Origin of the sequence: Pseudoduganella albidiflava (assembly GCF_004322755.1) — a bacterium.
GTDB lineage: Bacteria > Pseudomonadota > Gammaproteobacteria > Burkholderiales > Burkholderiaceae_D > Rugamonas > Rugamonas albidiflava.
Map to the genome: position 1 here is coordinate 1,592,124 of NZ_CP036401.1, position 22,458 is coordinate 1,614,581.

Here is a 22,458-nt window from a genome sequence, read left to right on the forward strand (position 1 = left end):
ATTCACACTCTGGATGTTCCAAGCATGTCCCCGGCTTTCCTGTTTTTCGTCATCTTCGCGTATTTCGGCCTGCTGCTGGCGGTGGCCTGGGCCACGTCCCGCAACGCCGACAATGCCAGCTTTTTCATCGGCAACAAGAACTCCCGCTGGGCGCTGGTCGCGTTCGGCATGGTCGGCACCACGCTGTCCGGCGTCACCTTCGTCAGCGTGCCGGGTGCCGTCGGGCGAGACGGCTTCGGCTACCTGCAGATCACCGCCGGCTACGTGATCGGCTACCTGGTGGTGGCCTTCGTGCTGCTGCCGCTGTATTACCGGCTGAAACTGACGTCGATCTACCACTACCTCGAGGTGCGGCTGGGCCGGCGCGCAGGCCAGAGCGGCGCGGCGTTCTTCATCGTCTCGCGCACCCTGGGCGCCACCGCGCGGCTGTACCTGGTCGTCAACATCCTCCAGGCGGCGATCCTCGACCGCCTCGGCGTGCCGTTCTGGGCCACCAACCTGGTGATCCTGCTGATGATCCTGCTGTACACCTACGAGGGCGGCGTGAAGACCATCGTCTGGACCGACATGCTGCAGACCACCGGCATGCTGGCTGGCCTGGCGGCCTGCGTGTGGTTCCTGCTGCATGCGATGGACCTGTCGGTGGCGGACAGCCTGGAACAGATGCGGGCGGCCGGGCTGGCGCGGGTGTTCGACTTCGACGTCGACAGCCCCGGCTACCTGTGGAAGCAGGTCGTCGCCGGCGCCTTCATCACCATCGCCATGACCGGCATGGACCAGGAGATGATGCAGAAGAATATCTCGGTGCGCACGCTGGCCGGTGCGCAGAAGAACATGCTGCTGCTCACGCTGATCCTGGTGATCGTGCTGGGCCTGTTCCTGTTCCTGGGCGGCCTGCTGCACCTGTATGCGCCGCAGGCCGGCGTGACGGCCACCGGCGACAGGCTGTTTCCCGCCATCGTGACGGAGCACCTGCCGCCCGCGATGCAGCTGATCTTCTTCGTGGCCCTGGTGTCGGCGCTGTTCCCCAGCGCCGATGGCGCGATCACGGCACTGACGTCGTCGTTCTGCATCGACCTGCTGGGCATGCAGCGCAGGCAGGCAGCCCAGGCGCTGGATGAACGGACGGCCATGCGCTGGCGGCACCGCGTGCATCTCGGCTTTTGCGCGCTGTTCCTGCTGCTCGTCATGGTGTTCAAGTGGATCGACAGCGCCAGCATGATCGGCGTGATCCTCAAGCTGGCCGGCTACACCTACGGCCCGCTGCTGGGCCTGTTCGGCTTCGGCCTTCTGACGCGCCGCGTGGTGCGCGACCGCCTGGTGCCCGCCGTCGTGATCGCCGGGCCCCTGCTGTGCGCGCTGCTGGAACACTGGCAGCACCTGTTCTTCGGCACGTACAGGCTGGGTCTGGAACTGCTGGTCGTGAACGGGCTGTTCGTGTTTGCCGGGCTGTGGCTGGTTTCCTCACCCGGAAGGCGTGGCAAGGGCAAAGAAGGCACCGGAGCCGCCGGTGCACAGGAAGGCACCGGAGCCGCCGGTGCACGGGAAGGCACCGGAGCCGCCGGTGCCACGGCAACAGACGCAAACTGATACAGTTCAAGTATAGCGTTACCTTTTCAACATTCTCCGGAGTTGCCCGTGTCCCGATCCGTGTTTTCCTACGTCCGTGGCGGCCTTGGCCGCGTGTGGCGCTTCATCGATGCCAGCCGCCGCGCCGTGATGAACCTGATTTTCCTGGTGATCGTCATTGCCTTGCTGTATGCGATCTTCGGCGGCGGCGCCAAGCCGCTGGGCGACAAGACCATGCTGGTGCTGAACCTGAACGGCCAGCTGGTCGAGCAGGCGCCGGGCGGCGCCAAGCTGGCCGCGCTGGCCAATCTCGGCGAGGACAACGTGCGCCGCTACATCCAGCTGCGCGACGTGCTGCGGGTGCTGGACAATGCGGCCCGCGATCCGGACATCGCCGGCGCGCTGCTGCTGGTCGACGAAATGGAAGGCGGCGGCCCGGCCATGCAGCGCGAGATCGCGGCGGCCATCGACCGCTTCCGCGCCGGCGGCAAGCGGGTGGTGGCCTGGGGCTCGAACTACAACCAGGGCCAGTACCAGATCGCCGCCCACGCCAGTGAAGTCTACCTGCACCCGATGGGCACCGTGATCCTGGACGGCTACGGCAAGTACCGCACCTATTACCGGGAAGCCCTCGACAAGCTGGGCGTGACGGTGAACCTGCTGAAAGTGGGCAATTTCAAGAGCGCCGCCGAGCCGCTGGTGGCCAACGGGCCGTCGCCCGCCGCGATGGAAGCGGAAGCCTACCTGAACAACGACTTGTGGAACCGCTACCTGCAGGATGTGGAACAGGCCCGCAAGCTGCCCTCCGGCACGATCGCGCGCGGCATCGACAACCTGCCGGCGCTGATGGAACAGCACGGCGGCAACCTGGCCCGGCTGGCGCAGGGGATCAAGCTGGTCGATGGCCTGAAGACCCGCGACGAGATCCGCGTGCTGGTGCTCAAGCATGGCGTGCCCGACCCGGAGAACAAGTCGTTCCGCCAGGTCGGCTTCGACGAATACCTGGCGCGCCTGGCGCCCCGGCTGTCCGGCGACGCGATCGGCGTGGTGATGGCGGTCGGCGAGATCGGCGACGGCATCGCCGCGCCGGGCTCGATCGGCGGCCTGTCGACCTCGAACCTGATCCGCATGGCGCGCGAGGACGACAATATCAAGGCCATCGTGCTGCGCGTCGATTCGCCCGGCGGCAGCGCTTTCGGCTCGGAACTGATCCGGCGCGAACTGGAACTGACGCGCGCGGCCGGCAAGCCGGTGGTCGTTTCGATGGGCAACCTGGCGGCGTCGGGCGGTTACTGGATCTCGATGGCTTCCGATGAAGTGATCGCCGACGCTTCCACGATCACCGGGTCGATCGGCGTGTTCGCCCTGTTCCCCACGTTCGACAAGGTGATGGACAAGCTGGGTATCCACAGCGGCGGCCAGCCCACCACCTGGCTGGGCGATGCCGGCAACCCGACGCGCCCGATGGACCCGCGCTTCGGCCAGCTGCTGCAATCGTCGATCAACCACGTGTATGCGGAATTCACGACGAAGGCCGCGCAAGCCCGCAAGAGCACGCCGGAAAAGATCGACGCCGTGGCGCAGGGCAGGGTATGGACCGGTGCCCAGGCGCAGGACCGCGGCCTGGTCGACACGCTGGGCAGCTTCAACGATGCGGTGCGTTCGGCCGCGCGCCGCGCCAAGCTGGGCGCCGACCCGCGCATCGTCTACATCGAGCGCGAAACCACCCGCTTCGACAAGCTGCTCGATTTCTTCGGCGCACCGCAGGCCGTCGCCGACCTGGTCGACGCCGCCGTGGCGCGGCAGGTGGGGAGCGTGCTGGCACCGGCCGGCATCCCGGCCGGCATGGCCGGCCATGTCGTGAAGGAACTGAACTGGCTGAACGAGATGACGGCGCAGAAGAAGCCGTTCATGGCGCTGACGCACTGCCTGTGCGGCGTGCCGGAATGACGCCGCCGCCGACCGGCCTTCGCGTGCGCGACGTGCGGCCCTTTATCGGCGCCGCCGACTTGGCCGTGTCGAAGGCGTTCTACGTGGCGCTCGGCTGGCAGGTCGAGTACGAGGACACGCACCTGGCCCTGCTGGCCAATGGCGGCCACCGCTTCTACCTGCAGAACGCCTACGCGAAGGAGTGGGTCGAGAACACCATGCTGCACGTCACCGTGGACGATGCCGCGGCGGCGCATGCGCACATCGCGTCGCTGCTCGACACCGGCGGCTTCGGCGGCGCGCGCGTGGCGCCGCCGAAGCGCGAGCCTTACGGCGCGCTGGTCACCTACGTATGGGATCCGGCCGGCGTGCTGCTGCACCTGGCGCAGTGGCTCGATGAGTAGCACGCAGCAGGCTCGGCGCACGCCTGACGCTGGCCGGTAGCGGCCCGGCGGGGTATCGAACGCGCTGCCGGTTCGGCGGGCACGTGAGGGCGTCGCGCGTTGCCGCCTCCTGAAGCCCGGCCGTGCCTGCGCCCGGCAATACCGTTGGCCAACGGCGCCAGGGAGCGCGGCCGTGGTGGCCGGCGATGGCCGGTTCATGGGCGAAGCATGCGCGATGCCACACTACCACGAAAAGTTCCTGATCGTAACTTCAAGTAATTTGGGGAATTCTTTTCGCCACGACGGCGAAGCGAATGGCCGGCCTGTATGGAAGAGCACGCCGCCTTATATCGCCGATACACGAATGACAACTGTGGCGGCGCTGCTTTGCGCCAGCAACAGGAAACGCACCGTTTCTGTCGTTCAAGTGCGACTGCCGGCGCATCTTATCGGCCATGTTTGATGCAGTGCAAAGGCGCGATATATCCCACCGGCATCATCTGATTTCCAAAATTACTGTTGGGAAATCGCGATGAGTTCCGAAACGACCCAGTTCTCAGCCGTGCTGGACGGCGAGCATCAGTACTACCGCCCGCGCCTGCCGTACCTGTTCGGCCAGGACAACGACAACGGCTATTCCGCGATCTGGTACGGACCAGACATCGTCGCGGTCGACCAGACGGATCTGGACGTACTCTACAACTACGCGACGGAGGTGCTGACGCCGACCGTCTCGGGCAACTACACGCTCACGGTCGACTCCGCGGTGGGCCTGGTGGCCGATGGCCGCTCCGACACCCAGATCTGGCTGTACGACACCACTTTCGATCCGGACCGCCCTCTCGACAATATCATCGCCGCGAACGAGGACATCGACTTCAGGGATGAGAACGACCAGCCGGTCAACTGGCTGTCGCACCTGCCGAACATGCCGCTGATCGCCGGCCATACCTACGTGATGGTGGTCACCACGTATGCCGCCGACGCCACCGGCTCCGCGAACTTCAGCGCCATCGGGCCGGGCGAACTGCTGTTGGGTGAACTTCCTCCGGATCCCACGGCGCCCGTGGTGGAATCGGTCGGCGTGCCGGCGCCGGGGGCTTACAGTTCCGGCGAACACCTCGACTTCACGGTCACGTTCAGTGAAACCGTGCTGGTCGACACGAACAGTGGAACGCCGGCGCTGGGTCTCGTCATCGGCGGCCAGACGGTGCAGGCGCTCTACGCCGAGGGGAGCGGCACCGCGACGCTGACGTTCCGCTACACACTGGTGGGTGGCCTGGAAGATGCCGACGGTATCGACGTTACGGACCTGGCGCTGCACGGCGGGACGATCCGCGACATTGCCGACAACGAGGCCGACATCACGCTGCAGGCCGTGGGTGACACCACCGGCGTGCTGGTCGACACTGCCGCACCCTCTGTCGTCGCGGTCGCCGTACCGGCGGCGGCCACCTATGCGCAAGGCGGACAGCTGAACTTCACGGTCACGCTCGACGAAGCCGTCATCGTCGACACCAGCGGCGGCACCCCGCGCCTCGCGCTGGTCATCGGCAGCACGACCGTCTACGCGAACTATGTGAGCGGCAGCGGTACCACGGCGCTGCTTTTCCGGCACACCCTGGCCACCAACCGGTCCGACAACGACGGCATCACGATCGGCGCGCTGTCGGGCAACGGCGGCACGCTGAAGGATGCCGCCGGCAACGATGCGGCGCTGGCACTGCAAGGGGTAGCCAGCACCTCCGGCGTACTGGTTGACACGTTCGTGCCGTCCATTACCGGCGACATCAGCGTGCCCGCGGCCGGCTCCTACCGTGCCGGGCAAACGCTGACCTTTACCGTCACCTTCGACGAGAACGTGATCGTCACGGGCACCGACAGCACGCTGGGCCTGACGATCGGCAGCACGGCGCGCTCGGCCACCTTCGCTTCGAAAAACCAGAATTCGATCACCTACACCTACACCGTGCAGGCGGGCGAGAACGATACCAACGGCATCGCGGTCACCACGCTGAGCGCCGGCACGGGAACCATCCGCGACGCGGCCGGCAATGATGCCGCGCTGACGCTGTTCAGGCACGTGCCGTCGACGGCCAGCATCCTGGTGGACACGCGCGCACCGGCGGTGACCAGCGTGGCGGTGCCGCCAAACGGCGCCCACGGCACCGGCACGGCGCTCGACTTCACCGTGACCTTCGACGAGAACATGACCGTCACCGGCACCGATGGCACGCTGGAGCTGACGATCGGCGGCGCCGCGCGCAGCGCGGCGTTCGTGTCCAGCACGGCCAGGACGGTGACTTACCGCTATGTCGTGCAGGCTGGCGACAACGATGCCGACGGTATCGTGGTCAGCGCGATCGGCACCGGCACCGGCACGATCCGCGATGCGGCAGGCAACCATGCCGCCCTGTCGCTGACCGGGAAAGTGCCGCCGACCGCGGGCATCGTGGTGGACACGCAGGCACCCGTCGTGGCCGTCGTCACGGTACCGCAGGACGGCGCCCATGGCGTCGGCGCGCAACTCGACTTCACGGTGACCTTCAATGAGAACGTGACCGTGGCCGGCACGGACGGCACGCTGGCGCTGACGATCGGCGGCGCCGCGCGTAGCGCGGCGTTCCTGTCCAGCACCGGCAATACGGTGACCTACCGCTACACCTTGCAGGCCGGCGACCATGACGCCGACGGTATCGCCGTCGGCGCGCTCGGCACCGGCACCGGCACGATCCGCGACGCCGCGGGCAACCATGCCACGCTGTCGCTGGCCGGGCAGGTGCCGCCGACCGCCGGCATCACGGTGGACACGCGGGCGCCTGCCGTAAGCGGCATGACGGTTCCTGCCGATGGCACCCGCGCCGCCGGCACGGCGCTCGGTTTCACGGTCGCCTTCGACGAGAACGTGGTCGTCACCGGCACCGATGGCACGCTGGGCCTGAACGTCGGCGGCACCGCGCGCAACGCAACGTACCTGTCCAGCACCGGCAACACGATCACGTACCGCTACCTGGTGCAGCCCGGCGACGACGATGCCGATGGCATCGAACTCGGCGCGATCGGCACCGGCAGCGGCGCGATCCGCGATGCGGCGGGCAACCATGCCGCGTTGTCGCTGGCCGGGCACATGCCGCCGACCGGCGGCATCACGGTGGATGGGCGCGCGCCTGTCGTGACGAGCTTGACGGTACCGGCCGATGGCGTCTACCCGGACAACACGGCCTTCATGTTCACGGTGACCTTCGACGAGCCGGTCTTCGTTGGCGATGCCGGTGCCGGTGCCGGCAGCTTCCTGCAGCTGACGATCGGGGAGGGCAGGCGCCACGCAGCATTCGTCTCCAGCAGCGGCAACTCGATCACTTACCGCTACTACGTGTCCGCCGACTTCGATAGCGATGGCATCACGGTCGACCTGCTCAGTGCCGGCAGCGCCACGATCCGCGATGCGGCGGGCAACGATGCGATCCTGTCGCTGGCCGGGCACATACCCCCGACCAGCGGCATCCACGTCGATACGGCCATGGCGCAGATCACCAGCGTGACGGTACCGCAGGACGGTACCTATGTTACCGGGGACGCGCTCGATTTCGCGATCACGTTCGACGAGGTGCTGACCGTGACGGACTCCGCCAGCAGGCTGATCCTGACGATCGGCGGCGTCGTACGCTACGCGGCATTCCTGTCCCATGACGTCGACACGGTCAGCTACCGCTACATCGTGCAGGCCGGGGACAAGGATGCGGACGGCATCGAAGTCGGCGAGCTCGACTTCGATGCCACGACGATCCTGGATCCGGCAGGGAACCAGGTCGGGATGTACCTGGCGCCCGAGGTGCCATCGACCGCGGGGATCGTGGTGGAAACGCAGGCACCGGTGGTCAGCAGCGTGACGCTGCCGCAGAACGGCACGCATGGCGCCGGCGCGCACCTCGATATCACCATCGCCTTCGACGAGAACGTGACGGTCACCGGTACCGATGGCACGCTGGCGCTGACGATCGGCGGCACCGCCCGCAGCGCGACGTTCGTGTCCAGCACCGGCAACACGATCACTTACCGCTATATCGTGCAGGCCGGCGACAGCGACGCCGACGGCATCGCCATCGGCGCGATCGATACCGGTACCGGCACGATCCGCGACACGGCGGGCAACGATGCCGCGCTGTCGCTGGACGGGCACGTGCCGTCGACCGCGGGAGTGCTGGTCGATGCGCGGGCGCCGGTGGTATCGGGCTTGACGGTGCCGCAGAGCGGCAGCCATGGCGTCGGCGCGCAGCTCGATTTCACGGTGGCCTTCGACGAGAACGTCACCGTCACCGGCACGGACGGCACGCTGGCCCTGACGATCGGCGGCGCCGCGCGCAACGCGGCGTTCCTGTCCAGCACCGGCAACACGATCACCTACCGCTACACGGTGCAGGCCGGGGACGGGGCCAACGGCATCACGATCGACGCGATCGGCGCCGGCACCGGCACCATCCGCGACGGGGCGGGCAATGATGCCACGCTGTCGCTGGCCGGGCACGTGCCGCCGACCGGCGGCATCGTGGTGGACACGCAGGCGCCGGCGGTGGCCGGCATGTCGGTGCCGCAGGGTGGCAGCCATGGCGTCGGCGCGCAACTCGACTTCACGGTGACCTTCGACGAGAACGTCACCGTTACCGGCACGGACGGCTCGCTGGCGCTGACGATCGGCGGCGCCGCGCGCAACGCGGCGTTCCTGTCCAGCACCGGCAACACGGTCACCTACCGGTACACCGTGCAGGCCGGCGACAATGACGCCGACGGAATCGCCGTCGGCGCGCTCGGCACCGGCACCGGCGCGATCCGCGATGCGGCGGGCAACCATGCCGCGCTGTCGCTGACCGGGCATGTGCCGCCGACCGGCGGCATCTTCGTGGACACGCAGGCGCCGGTGGTGAGCGGCATGGTGGTACCGTCGGATGGCACCCATGCCGCTGGCGCGGTGCTCGATTTCACGGTGTCCTTCGACAGCACGGTGGTCGTTACCGGCACCGATGGCACGCTGGAGCTGACGATCGGCGGCGCGGCGCGCAGCGCGGCGTTCGTGTCCAGCACCGGCAACTCGGTCACCTACCGTTATACGGTGCAGCCCGGCGACCATGATGCCGACGGCATCGCCATCGGCGCGATCGATACCGGCACTGGTACGATCCGCGATGCGGCGGGCAACCATGCCGTGCTGTCGCTGACCGGGCAAGTGCCATCGACCGCCGGCATCACGGTGGACACACAGGCACCCGCCGTGACCGGCGTGGTGCTGCCGCAGGACGGCGCCCATACGGCTGGCGCGGTACTCGACTTCACGGTCGTCTTCGACGCCAGCGTGACCGTTACCGGCACCGACGGCTCGCTGGCCCTGGACATCGGCGGCACCGCGCGCAACGCGGCGTTCCTGTCCAGCACCGGCAGCACCGTAACCTACCGCTATACCGTGCAGGCCGGCGACAACGATGCCGACGGCATCGGGGTCGGCGCGATCGGCCTGGGCAGCGGCACGATCCGCGATGCGGCCGGCAATGACGCCGTCCTGTCGCTGGCCGGCCAGGTACCGTCGACCGCCGGCATCGTGGTGGATGCGCGCGCGCCGGTGGTGACCGGCGTGACGGTACCGCAGGGCGGCAGCCATGGCGCCGGCGAACACCTCGACTTCACGGTGGCCTTCGACGAGGACGTGTCCATCGCCGGCACCGACGGCTCGCTGGCCCTGGACATCGGCGGCACCGCGCGCAATGCGGTGTTCCTGTCCAGCACCGGCAACACGGTGACCTACCGCTACACGGTGCAGGCCGGCGACGGCGATGCCGATGGCATCGGGATCGGCACGATCGGCCTGGGCAACGGCACGATCCGCGACGCGGCGGGCAACGATGCCGTGCTGTCGCTGGCCGGGCACGAGCCGCCGACCGGCGGCATCGTGGTGGACACGCGGGCACCGGTGGTGACCGGCTTGACGGTACCGCAGGGCGGCATCCGTGGCGCGGGCGAGCATCTCGATTTCACCGTCGCCTTCGACGAAGACGTGACCGTCGCCGGCACCGATGGCTCGCTGGCGCTGACGATCGGCGGCGGCCTGCGCAACGCGGCGTTCCTGTCCAGCACCGGCAATACGGTGACGTACCGCTACACCGTGCAGGCCGGCGACAGCGATGCCGACGGCATCGACATCGGCGCGCTCGGCACCGGTACCGGCACCATCCGCGACGCGGCCGGCAACGACGCCGCACTGTCGCTGACCGGGCATGTGCCGTCGACCGGCGGCATCGTGGTGGATGCGCAGGCAGCGGCGGTGACCGGCGTGACGGTACCGCAGGGTGGCGTCCACGGCATCGGCGCACAGCTCGATTTCACGGTTGCCTTCGGCGACGCGGTGATCGTTACCGGCACCGATGGCACGCTGGGCCTGACGGTCGGTGGTGCCGCGCGCAGCGCCGTGTTCCTGTCCAGCACCGGCAACACGATCACCTACCGCTACACCGTGCAGGCCGGCGACAACGATGCCGACGGCATCGCGGTCGGCGCGATCGACACCGGCACGGGCACGATCCGCGATGCGGCGGGCAACGACGCCGCGCTGTCGCTGGCCGGTCACCTGCCGCCGACCGATGGCGTGACGGTGGACACCCGGGCGCCGGCGGTCAGCGGCATCACGGTACCGCAAAGCGGCATCCATGGAAGCGGCACGCAGTGCGATTTCACCATCGCGTTCGACGAGGCGGTGATCGTCACCGGCACCGACAGCACGCTGGCCGTGACGGTGGGCGGCACCGCGCGCGCCGCCACCTTCGTGGCCAGCACCGGCAACACGGTCACCTACCGCTACACCGTGCAGGCCGGCGACAACGATGCCGATGGCATCGCGATCGGCGCGCTGGCACTGGGCACCAGCACCATCCGCGACGCGGCCGGCAACGATGCGTCGCTGGCGCTGCCCGGCCAGCTGCCCTCGACCGGCGGCATCCTGGTCGACACGCAGGCGCCGGCGGTGATCGGCGTGGCGGTGCCCGGCAACGGCGTCTATGGCACCGGCACGCAACTGGTCTTCACCGTGGCGTTCGGCGAGAACGTGACCGTCGGCGGCACCGGCAGCACGCTGGACCTGGCGATCGGCGGAACCGCTCGCAGCGCGCAATTACTGTCCAGCAGCGGCAACACGCTGACCTACCGCTACACGGTACAGGCCGGCGACGGCGATGCGGACGGCATCGCGGTGCTCGGCATCGCGCTCCATGGCGGCACGCTCAGGGATGCCGCCGGCAACGACGCGGCGCTGGACCTGGCCGGCCACCTGCCGCCGCTGGGCGGCGTGCTGGTCGATACCACGGTCCCGCCACCGCTGGATACGCAGGCGCCGTCGGTCGCCATCGTCGGCATACCGGCCAACGGCACGTATGCCGTCGGCGGGCAGCTGGAGTTCGCGGTGAGTTTCGACGAGAACGTGATCGTCACCGGCACCGGCAGCACGCTGGGCCTGATGGTGGGTGGCACCGCGCGCGCCGCCACCTTCGTCTCCGCCAGCGGTAACACCGTCACGTACCGCTATACGGTGCAGGCCGGCGATACCGATGCCGACGGCATCGCGATCGGCGCGCTGGCACTGGGCGCGAGCACGATCAGGGACGCCGCCGGCAACGATGCCGTGCTGGCCCTGGCCGGGCACGTACCGCCGCTCGATGGCGTGCTGGTCGAGGGCAGCGTGCCGGATACCGTCGCGCCGGCGTTCGCCGGCGCCACCGTCAACCGCCGCACGCTGGTGCTCACGTACGACGAGGCCGGCCCGCTCGACGCCGCGCATGGCCCGGCCACCGGTGCGTTCACGGTGATGGCGGGCGGCACGGCCATCGCGGTATCGGCGGTCGCCGTCGACGCCGCCGCCCGCACGGTCACGCTGACGCTCGCCACGGCGGTGCGCCATGACCAGCCGGTGACGGTGGCCTACGCCGACCCGACGGGCGGAAACGATGCCGCCGCGATCCAGGATGCGGCCGGCAACGACGCGGCGCCGCTGGCGGCAACGCCGGTCGTGAATACGACACTGCCGCCCGTCGACCCACCGCCCGTGGATCCGCCGCCGGTCGATCCGCCGCCCGTCGACCCACCGCCGGTCGATCCGCCGCCCGTCGACCCACCGCCGGTCGATCCGCCGCCGGTCGATCCGCCGCCGGTCGATCCGCCGCCCGTCGATCCGCCACCCGCGGATCCGCTGATCGACGGGCTCGTCGTCCGGACCGTCGTCACCACCCGCGGCGACGGTTCCGTGTCGCAGGTCGTGACGGTTCCTGTCGTGACATCGACCCGGGTGGAGCAGGTCGGCGACAGGGAGCGCGCCGACATTCCGCTGGTCAAGAGCGCGGCCGGTACCAGCCTGCTGACCGCGCAGGTGCCGCTGGGCTTCGGCCTGGAAGCCAGCGGCGTGGCGCGGCCGGCACCGGTGGCCGCCGCGTTGACGGACCTGGTCCGGGAAATCCGTGCGCATACCGCGGACGGCTCGGCCGACCAGGCGCAGCTGACCCGGGCCGGCAGCGGCTACATCGACAGCCTCGATGACGCTGCGGCGTTGCTGGTCCACACCCTGGTGCCGACCGCGGCGCGCAATGCCGCACCCGGCACGCTGGTGATCTCCGGAGCACCGGAAGCCGCCGGGCAGGCACCCACGGCGCTCGTCATCGACGCCCGTGCGCTGCCGCCCGGCTCCAGCATCGCCTTGCACGATGTGGAATTCGCGGTGGTGGTGGGACCGGTGCGGGTGATCAGCGGGACCGGCGCGCAGGTCGTGTGGAGCGACAGCGCGGCGCAGGACATCATGCTGGGCGAGGGCGACGACGTGCTGCACGGCGGCGGCGGCAACGATATCGTCGGCAGCGGCTCCGGCAACGACATGGTGTTCGGCGACGCCGGCAATGACGTGGTGTTCGGCGGCCAGGGCAACGACACGGTCGACGGCGGCAGCGGCAACGATACCGTGCAACTGGCCGGCGCCGGGCGCGGCGAGTACGGTTTCCGCGTGGTGGATGGCGGCCTCGTGGCCACCCATCGCGATGGCGGCGCGGATGGCACGGACATGATCCGCGGCGTGGAAACGCTGCGCTTCACCGGCGCCGACATGTCGGTGGCCGGCACGGCGACGCGCCTGGTGGAAGCGCTGGCCGGCAAGCAGGCCAGCGTGGCCACGCTGGACGCGATGGTGCGGATGGCGGAGGAGGGCGCCGGCCTGTCCCGCGTTGCGGACGCGCTGTATGGGCAGTTCGGCGCCGCGGAACTGGACGATGCCGCGTTCGTCGGCCAGCTGTACCGGAATGCCTTCGACCGCGTGCCCGACAGTCAAGGGCTGGCATTCTGGGTCGGCTACCTGGCGTCCGGCACGGCGCGCTCCGACGTGGCGCTGGGCATCGCCAATTCCGCCGAGAAGCTGGCGATGCCCGCCGAGGTGGCGTTCCATGCCACCGACGTGGCGGTCATCGTGAGGCTGTATGACGTGCTGTTCGACCGGGCGCCGGATGCGGCGGGCCTGAACCACTGGATCGGCGCCCACGAAGGCGGCATGTCGATGATGGACATCGCCGATGCCTTCATGGCCAGCAGCGAGAGCATGGCCCTGCATGGGGCGATGAGCGATGCGCAATTCACCGGAGCGCTGTACCGGAACGGCCTGCACCGCGAAGCGGCGGACGGCGAAGCCAGCTACTGGCTCGACGCGCTGGCCAGCGGCGGGGCCGACCGCGGCGACGTACTGCTTGGCTTCGCCGACGCGGCGGAAGTGATCGCGCTGGCGGGCACGATGTCGACCACCATCGCGATGCTGTAGCCGGTTCGGGCAGCGGCAGGGGCATGCCGGGGATATGATCCCGGCATGCCCCTTTTCTTCTGCAAGGGGGAAGCGGCGCCGCGCGGGGTGAATTCGCTTGACCGCCGCGCAAGCGCGGGCCTATGCTGGTCGCGCCGCATGCCCTTCGCACCGCCTTCGCGCCCTTCGTTCGCCGCAACCCTTTTTCGCCGCAACCCTTTTTCGCCGCAACTTCTTTTCGCCGCAACTCTTGATAGGAACCGCCATGACTACGTATCCTGCATTTGCGCCTGCCGGCCAGGGCGCGGACTTCCTGAACATCTTTGCCCAGCTCGGGAATGCCTATTCGCACTCGCTGCAGTCGACCACCCAGGAAATATGGATGAGCTCCATGCGCATCGTCCAGGAACACGCCGCGCGCGCCATCGCCAACGCGTCGCAGGATTGCATGGCCGCACTGGCCAGGAATGCCGTCGATATCCAGCAGCGCTCACTTGCCGACATCGTCGGCGCCAACCAGGAGGCCATGACACTGATGGGTTCCGCCTTCACGAATGCGGTGATGGCCGGTGTCGCCGCCCCGCAGAACTATGCCCGGCTGCTGTCGCGCGCATGAGCGTGGCGCGGAGATTTGTAGCCAGTTTGTAACGACCGCCGGCATTCCCCACGGCGCGGCCGGCACCGCGCAAACCCCGTCAGTTCAGCATTTCCACCGGCATGCGTGCCGGTGCGATCCCCAGCCTCCCGCCGTTTCAGCGTGTTTCAGCGTGTAAATGTAAGCAAAGCGAAACAAGGCGCCGAAGTCGCTGTGATAGAGTCGATTTGATAAGCATAGTTACTCTACTGAACAGCCACAAGGATCAGCGATGACCTCGCCAGCAGCGCTCACGAACCCCCACAAACCCCGCCGCCGTACCCGCATCCTTGGAACCCTGATTGCCCTGCTCGCCATTGTCGCCATCGGCTGGCTGGCGTGGTACCTCACGCACCGGCCGGCCGAAGGCGGCCCTGGCGGCCCCGGCGGGCCGGGCATGGGTGGTCCTGGCGGCCCCGGCGGTCCGGGCGGACCGGGCGGGCGCCGCGGCGGCATGGCGACCACGGTCGGCGTCGCCACGGCCGAGCAGGCCAACCTGCCGGTCACGCTCGATGCGCTCGGCACGGTGACGGCGGCCGCCACCACCACGGTGCGGCCGCAGGTATCGGGCATCCTGCAAAAGGTGCTGTTCAAGGAAGGCCAGCTCGTGAAAGCGGGCCAGGTGCTGGCGCAGATCGACCCGCGCCAGTTCGAGATGGCGCTGCTGCAAGCCACCGGCCAGCGCCAGCGCGACGAGGCGCAGCTGGAAAACGCCCGCCTGACGCTGGAGCGCTACCGCACGCTGCTGGCGCAGGATTCGATCGCCCGGCAGGACGTCGACACCCAGGCCGCCCTGGTGAAACAGCTGGAAGGCACGGTGATGACGGACCGCGCCGCCGAAGGCACGGCAAGACTCAATCTGGGCTACACGAAGGTGGTGGCCCCGATCACCGGCCGCGTGGGCCTGCGCGTGGTCGACGTGGGCAACCTCGTGTCGAGCAGCGATGCCAGCGGCATCGCCGTGATCACGCAGCAATCGCCGATCGACGTGGAATTCGCCGTGCCGCAGGACCGCGTGCCGGACATCATGAGCCGTGCCTCCACCGGCGCCACGCTGGTCGCGCAGGCCTTCGACCGCACCCGCACCGAGGTGCTGGCCAGCGGCCGCTTTGCCGCGCTGGACAACCAGGTCGACACGTCGACCGGTACCGTGATGGCCAAGGCCCGCTTCGACAACGACAGGATGACGCTGTTCCCCAGCCAGTTCGTCAACGTGCGCCTGGAAATGCGCACCATCGCCAATGCCGTGCTGGTGCCGGTGACGGCGCTGCGCCACGGCACCGATGGCGACTACGTATGGGTGCTGAAGGATGACCGCACGGTGACGATGCGGCCGGTCAAGCGCGGCCAGGCGACGGTGGACAAGGTGCAGGTCGTTACCGGCCTGAAGGTCGGCGAGAAAGTCATCACCGAGGGGGCCGACCGCCTGAAGGAAGGCGCCAACGTGACGCTGCCGGGCGACAAGCCGGGCCAGCGCGGTGCGGGACAGGGGCGCAACGCCGGCCAGCGGCAGGGCGCCCAGGGCGGCGAGGCGGGGGCACAGGCAGGGGCGCAGGCCGATAACCGGCCGGCCGGCGCACCCGATGTGGCGCCAGGCGCGGTGGGCAGCGATGCGGCAAAGATGCAGGACCGCCGCGCCACGCAGGGAGAAGCGCCCGAACGTTCGATGCCGGAAGCGGGCGGGCGCAGCGCGCCGAGCGCCGCGGACGGCACCAGTACCGCCGCCGGCATGAGCGGTGGCCAGCGCGCCAGCGAACGCCGCGAACAGCCGGCACCGGCACGATGAGCCCATCGGCACCCTTCATCCGCCGGCCGGTGGCGACCTCGCTGCTGATGCTGGCGATCATGCTGGCCGGCCTGGTGGGCTTCAAGTTCCTGCCGCTGTCGGCGCTGCCGCAGGTCGATTTCCCCACCATCCAGGTGCAGACGCTGTACCCGGGCGCCAGCCCGGAAGTGATGGCGCAGACCGTGACGGCGCCGCTGGAACGCCAGTTCGGCCAGATGTCCGGCCTGCAGCGCATGAGTTCCAACAGCGCGGCCGGCGTCTCGATCATCACCCTGCAGTTCGGCCTGGGCCAGACGCTCGACGTGGCCGAGCAGGAAGTGCAGGCCGCCATCAACGCCGGCAGCTCGCTGCTGCCCACCGACCTGCCGGCGCCGCCCGTGTACGCCAAGGTCAACCCGGCCGACGCGCCGGTGCTCACGCTGGCCATCACGTCGGACACGATGCCGCTGACGGAAGTGCAGAACATCGTCAACACGCGCCTGGCCCTGAAGATCAGCCAGGTCTCGGGCGTGGGCCTGGTCAGCCTGTCCGGCGGCCAGCGCCCCGCGGTGCGCATCCAGGCCGATACGCTGGCGCTGGCCAGCTACGGCCTCGGCCTCGACACGCTGCGCACCGCGATCGGCAATGCCAATTCGAACAGCGCCAAAGGGTCGTTCGACGGTCCCACGCGCGCGTTCACGATCAACGCCAATGACCAGCTGCTGACCGCCAGCGACTATAAAAGCCTGATCGTCGCCTACAAGAACGGCGCGCCGGTGCGGCTGACCGACGTGGCGCGGGTCGTCGATTCGGCCGAGAACATCAAGCTGGGTGCCTGGGCCAACATGAAACCGGCCATCATCCTGAACGTGCAGCGCCAGCCCGGCGCCAACGTGATCGCCACCGTGGATGCGATCAAGCAGCGCCTGCCCGAGCTGCAGGCCGGCCTGCCGAGCGCGCTGCGGGTGGACGTGCTGTCCGACCGCACCACCGGCATCCGCGGTTCCGTGCACCACGTGCAGCTGGAACTGCTGCTGGCCGTGGTGCTGGTGGTGCTGGTGATCTTCCTTTTCCTGCACAGCGTGCGCGCCACGGTGATCGCCAGCCTGGCGGTGCCCATCTCGCTGATCGGCACCTGCGGCGTGATGTACCTGATGGGCTACAGCCTGAACAACCTGTCGCTGATGGCGCTGACGATCGCCACCGGCTTCGTGGTGGACGACGCGATCGTGATGATCGAGAACATCGCCCGCTACATCGAGGAAGGCGAAACGCCGATGGCCGCCGCGTTGAAGGGGGCGAAGCAGATCGGCTTCACCATCATCTCGCTGACGGTATCGCTGATCGCCGTGCTGATTCCGCTGCTGTTCATGGGCGACGTGGTGGGCCGGCTGTTCCGCGAATTCGCCGTCACGCTGTCGATCACGATCCTGATCTCGGCCGTGGTGTCGCTGACGCTGGTGCCGATGATGTCGGCGCGCTGGCTGACCTCGCACAAGGACGACGACCCGAACAGCTTCGGCGCGCGCGTGCAGCGCTTCTTCGACCGGGTGATCCACCACTACGACCGCTCGCTGCAGTGGGTGCTGCTGCGCCAGGGCCTGACGCTGCTGGTCGCCCTCGGCACGCTGGTGCTGACGGCGGTGCTGTACATGCTGATCCCGAAGGGCCTGTTCCCCACCCAGGACACCGGCCAGCTGCAGGCGCGCATCGAAACGGCGCAGGCCGTGTCGTACGCCCGCATGGCCGAGCTGCAGCAGCAGGCCGCCAGGGCGATCCTGGAGGATCCGGAAGTGCAGTCGCTCAGCTCCATCGTCGGTGTCGATGCCGCCAACAACACGATGCTGCATACCGGCCGCATGCTGATCAACCTGAAGGAAGACCGGGGCGAGCAGGGCGAGCTGATGGAGCGGCTGCGCCAGCGCGTGTCCAACGTGGCCGGCGTGCGCATCTACCTGCAGCCGACGCAGGACCTGACCATCGACGCCGAGAGCGGCCCCACGCAGTTCCGCGTGTCGATCGAGGGTGCCGACACCGCCACCGTCAACGAATGGGCCAACAGGCTCGCCGTGCAGATGGCGAAAAAGGCGCAGCTGCGCAACGTGGTGTCCGATGCCGGCGCCACCGGGGCCGCCGCCTACATCGACATCGACCGCGATACCGCTTCGCGCCTGTCCATCACGGCATCGGCCATCGACGATGCGCTCTACAGCGCGTTCGGCCAGCGCATCGTGTCCACCATCTTCACCGAGACGAACCAGTACCGGGTGATCCTGGAAGCGGCGCCCGGCATGCTGTCGACACCGCAGTCGCTGGGCGACCTGCAGATCCGCACCGGCGGCGGCAAGCCCACGCCGCTGTCGGCCGTGGCGACCATCACCGAACGGCCGGCACCGCTGCAGATCACGCACGTGGCCCAGTACCCGGCCACCACGCTGGGCTTCGACACGGCCGATGGCGTATCGCTGGGCCGCGCGGTGGAGGCGATCCGCGAAGCGGCCAGCGAGATCGGCCTGCCCGGTTCCGTCACGATGACGTTCCTGGGCGCCGCCGGCGCCTACCAGGCCTCGCTGACCAACCAGCTGTGGCTGATCCTGGCCGCCGTGGTCTGCGTGTACATCGTGCTGGGCGTGCTGTACGAAAGCTATATCCACCCGCTGACCATCCTGTCGACGCTGCCGTCGGCCGGGGTGGGGGCCCTGCTGGCGCTGATGGTCTCCGGCCAGGACCTGGGCGTGATCGGCATCATCGGCATCATCCTGCTGATCGGCATCGTCAAGAAGAACGCCATCATGATGATCGACTTCGCCATCGAGGCCGAGCGCGAGGACGGGAAATCACCACGGGAAGCGATCCACCAGGCGGCGCTGCTGCGCTTCCGCCCGATCCTGATGACGACGCTGGCCGCGCTGTTCGCCGCCGTGCCGCTGATGTTCGGCTGGGGCGAGGGCGCCGAGCTGCGCCGGCCGCTGGGCCTGGCCATCTTCGGCGGGTTGCTGCTGAGCCAGTTGCTGACGCTGTACACCACGCCCGTGATCTATCTGGGCTTCGACCGGCTGGCGCAGCGTTTCGGCCGGAAGCCCGAGCTCTCCGCGGGTGACCGGAATCCTGGCGGAGCGGCATCGTGAACCTGTCCGAACCGTTCGTCCGGCGCCCGATCGCCACCGTCCTGCTGACGATCGGCCTGGCGCTGGCCGGCATTGCCGCGTTCTTCGTGCTGCCGGTGTCGCCGCTGCCGCAGGTCGATTTCCCGGCCATCTCCGTGTCGGCCAACCTGCCGGGCGCCAGCCCGGACACGATGGCCAGCAGCGTGGCCACGCCGCTCGAGCGCCGGCTGGGGGTGATCGCCGGCGTCAACGAAATGACGTCGAACTCGTCGTCCGGCTCGACGCGCATCAACCTGCAGTTCGACCTGAACCGCAAGATCGACTCCGCCGCCCGCGAGGTGCAGGCGGCGATCAATGCTTCGCGCGCCGACCTGCCAGCCACGCTGAAGAGCAACCCGACATACCGCAAGATGAATCCATCGGATTCGCCGGTGATCATCCTGGCGCTGACATCGCCGACGCGGCGGCCGGGCCAGATCTATGAAGCCGTGTCGAACATCGTGCAGCAGAAGCTGGCGCAGGTGAAGGGCGTGGGCGACGTGGAGATCGGCGGCGGCTCGCTGCCGGCGGTGCGCATCGAACTGCTGCCGTTCGCGCTGAACCAGTATGGCGTGTCCACCGAGGACGTGCGCGCCGCGATCCAGGCCACCAACGCCAACCGGCCGCGCGGCGCCATCGAAAGCGAAGGCCGGCGCCTGCAGATCTATGCCGCGCCCGGCATGGCGACCGGCGGGCGGACCGCGGCCGACTACCGCGACCTCGTGGTCGCCTGGCGCAACAACGCGGCGATCCGCCTGCGCGACGTGGCCACCGTGGAAGATGGCCCGGAGAACAAGAATACCCTGGGGCTGTTCAACGGCCAGCCGGCGGTGATCGTGCTGATCACCCGCCAGCCGGGCGCCAACATCATCGAGACCGTGGACAGCGTGCGCGCGCTGCTGCCGCAGCTGCGCGCCCAGCTGCCGCAGGACATCACAGTCTCCGTCGCGTCGGACAGCACGACTTCGATCCGTTCGTCGCTGCACGAAGTCGAGTTCACGCTGGTGCTGTCGGTGGTGCTGGTGGTGCTGGTGGTCAGCGCCTTCCTGCGCAGCGTGCGGGCCACCATCATTCCCGCCATCGCCACGGTGGTGTCGCTGCTGGGCACCTTCGGCGTGATGTACATGCTGGGTTTTTCGCTGAACAACCTGTCGCTGATGGCGCTGACGGTGGCCACCGGCTTCGTGGTCGACGATGCCATCGTGGTGCTGGAAAATACCGCGCGCCACGTCGAGAGCGGCATGGACCGTTTCAAGGCGGCGCTGCTGGGCGCGCGCGAGGTGGGCTTCACCGTGCTGTCGATCAGCCTGTCGCTGGTGGCCGTGTTCATCCCGCTGCTGTTCATGGGCGGGCAGGTGGGCCGGCTGTTCCGCGAGTTCGCGGTGACGCTGTCGGCCGCGGTGATGATTTCGCTGGTGATCTCGCTGACGACGACGCCGATGATGTGCGCCTGGCTGCTGCGCGCCGAGAAGGACCGCAAGCCGCCGGGCCGCATCTCGCGTGCGTTCGAAGCCGGTTTCGACTGGATGCAGCGGGTGTATGCGCATGCGCTGGACTGGGCGCTGCACAGCGTCTGGCTGGTGATGCTGATCCTGGGCTTCGTGGTGGCGCTCAACGTGTACCTGTTCGCGGCCGCGCCGAAGGGCTTCTTCCCGCGCCAGGATACCGGGCAGATCAACGGCGGCATCCGCGCCGACCAGAGCATCTCGTTCCAGGCCATGCAACAGAAACTGCGGCAGCTGGTGGACATCATCCGCAAGGATCCGGCTGTCGACACGGTGGTCGGCTTCACGGGCGGATCGCGCGCCGGCGGCGGTTTCATGTTCGTCAACCTGAAGCCGGCGGACCAGCGCGACGTGGCCGGCCAGGCCGTGATCGACCGGCTGCGCCCGCAGCTGGCGAAGGTGACCGGCGTGCAGCTGTTCCTGAATCCCGTGCAGGATTTGCGCATGGGCGGGCGTTCCAGCAATTCCACCTACCAGTACACGCTGAAGAGCGATAACCGCGAAGACCTGAAGAACTGGGCGGTCAAGCTGGCCGACGCGATGAAGAACGCGCCGGAAATGACGGACGTGGATACCGACCAGCAGGACAACGGCGTGGAAACCTTCGTCACCATCGACAAGGAAACCACGGCGCGCTTCGGCATGACGATGCGCGACGTGACCAACTCGCTGTACAACGCCTTCGGCCAGCGGCAGGTGGCGACCATCTACGATGAGCTGAACCAGTACAAGGTGGTGATGGAAGTGGCGCCGGAATATGCGCAGAGTCCCGAGGCACTGCGCGATGTGTATGTGCCGGGCAAGGCCGCGGAGACGGTGGAGACGGGCACTGGCACCGACACTTCCGCGACTTCCGGCGGCAGCAACGCATCGGCCAACAATGCGCAGGGCCAGCGCGACTCGTCGACCGGCGCGGCACTGTCGACCGCGCGCTCGGCGATGGTGCCGCTGTCCGGCATCGCCTCGTTCGCCGAAAGCGCCACGCCCACCTCGGTCAACCACCAGGATGGCGAGCTGGCGACGACGATCTCGTTCAACCTGGGCGAAGGATTCACGCTGAGCCAGGCGCAGGAAGCGGTGAAGCAGGCCGAGGCCGATATCGCCATGCCGAACAATGTGCGCGGCAGCTTCGAGGGCCAGGCCAGGCAGGCGGAGGAATCGAACAAGCAGCAACCCTTGCTGATCCTGGCCGCGATCGTCGTCATCTACATCGTGCTGGGCATCCTGTACGAAAGCCTGGTGCATCCGGTTACGGTGCTGTCCACGCTGCCATCGGCCGGGGTCGGCGCCGTGCTGGCGCTGCTGCTGTTCCGCATGGAATTCTCGATCATCGCGCTGATCGGCGTGTTCCTGTTGATCGGCATCGTCAAGAAGAACGCCATCCTGATCATCGACTTCGCGCTGGAGGCGGAGCGGGCGCGCGGGCTGAGCGCCCTCGACGCGGTGCGCGAGGCTTGCCTGCTGCGCTTCCGCCCGATCCTGATGACCACCCTGGCCGCCGCGCTGGGCGCCTTGCCGCTGGCGATCGGCTTCGGCGAAGGCTCCGAGCTGCGCCAGCCGCTGGGCATCGCCATCATCGGCGGCCTGATCGCCAGCCAGCTGCTGACGCTGCTGACGACGCCGGTCGTCTACATCGTGCTCGACAAGCTGCGCACCCGCCACCCCGAAGAACGCAACCTGAGCCGCGCCGGCGCCGGCGACGCGCCCCTGACCACATGAAGA

General features: G+C 68.5%; 9 protein-coding genes. All 9 read left to right on the forward strand.

Features of this window, described 5'->3' with window-relative positions; translation table 11 throughout:
- Positions 1–24: 24 nt before the first annotated feature.
- The 9 genes from EYF70_RS06850 (at position 25) to EYF70_RS06890 (ending at position 22,455) form a co-directional block, all read left to right on the forward strand.
- Positions 25–1,590, forward strand: a complete 1,566-nt coding sequence (locus EYF70_RS06850; protein ID WP_131144740.1) for a sodium:solute symporter — start codon at positions 25–27, stop codon at positions 1,588–1,590.
- A gap of 48 nt (positions 1,591–1,638) precedes the next feature.
- Positions 1,639–3,519, forward strand: coding sequence for a signal peptide peptidase SppA (gene sppA, locus EYF70_RS06855; protein ID WP_131144741.1), 1,881 nt, complete (start codon positions 1,639–1,641; stop codon positions 3,517–3,519).
- Positions 3,516–3,902 carry a VOC family protein gene (locus EYF70_RS06860; RefSeq protein ID WP_131144742.1) on the forward strand — a complete coding sequence of 129 codons (387 nt, stop codon included), beginning with the start codon at positions 3,516–3,518 and terminating at the stop codon, positions 3,900–3,902. The genes sppA and EYF70_RS06860 overlap by 4 nt, the downstream gene beginning before the upstream one ends.
- A 172-nt stretch (positions 3,903–4,074) precedes the next feature.
- The gene (locus EYF70_RS06865) at positions 4,075–4,344 is read left to right on the forward strand and encodes a hypothetical protein (RefSeq protein WP_131144743.1); all 270 of its coding nucleotides are present in this window, start codon (positions 4,075–4,077) and stop codon (positions 4,342–4,344) included.
- Between the two features lie 69 nt (positions 4,345–4,413).
- Positions 4,414–13,707, forward strand: coding sequence for a DUF4214 domain-containing protein (locus EYF70_RS06870; RefSeq protein ID WP_131144744.1), 9,294 nt, complete (start codon positions 4,414–4,416; stop codon positions 13,705–13,707).
- 244 nt (positions 13,708–13,951) lie between these two features.
- Complete coding sequence (locus EYF70_RS06875) at positions 13,952–14,302, forward strand: hypothetical protein (RefSeq protein WP_131144745.1); 351 nt, start codon at positions 13,952–13,954, stop codon at positions 14,300–14,302.
- A gap of 250 nt (positions 14,303–14,552) precedes the next feature.
- Entirely contained in the window at positions 14,553–16,106 is a 1,554-nt protein-coding gene (locus EYF70_RS06880; protein WP_131144746.1) for an efflux RND transporter periplasmic adaptor subunit, read from the forward strand.
- Positions 16,103–19,213, forward strand: a complete 3,111-nt coding sequence (locus tag EYF70_RS06885; RefSeq protein ID WP_131144747.1) for an efflux RND transporter permease subunit — start codon at positions 16,103–16,105, stop codon at positions 19,211–19,213. The genes EYF70_RS06880 and EYF70_RS06885 overlap by 4 nt, the downstream gene beginning before the upstream one ends.
- Positions 19,210–22,455, forward strand: a complete 3,246-nt coding sequence (locus EYF70_RS06890) for an efflux RND transporter permease subunit (protein WP_131144748.1) — start codon at positions 19,210–19,212, stop codon at positions 22,453–22,455. The genes EYF70_RS06885 and EYF70_RS06890 overlap by 4 nt, the downstream gene beginning before the upstream one ends.
- Positions 22,456–22,458: the final 3 nt, after the last annotated feature.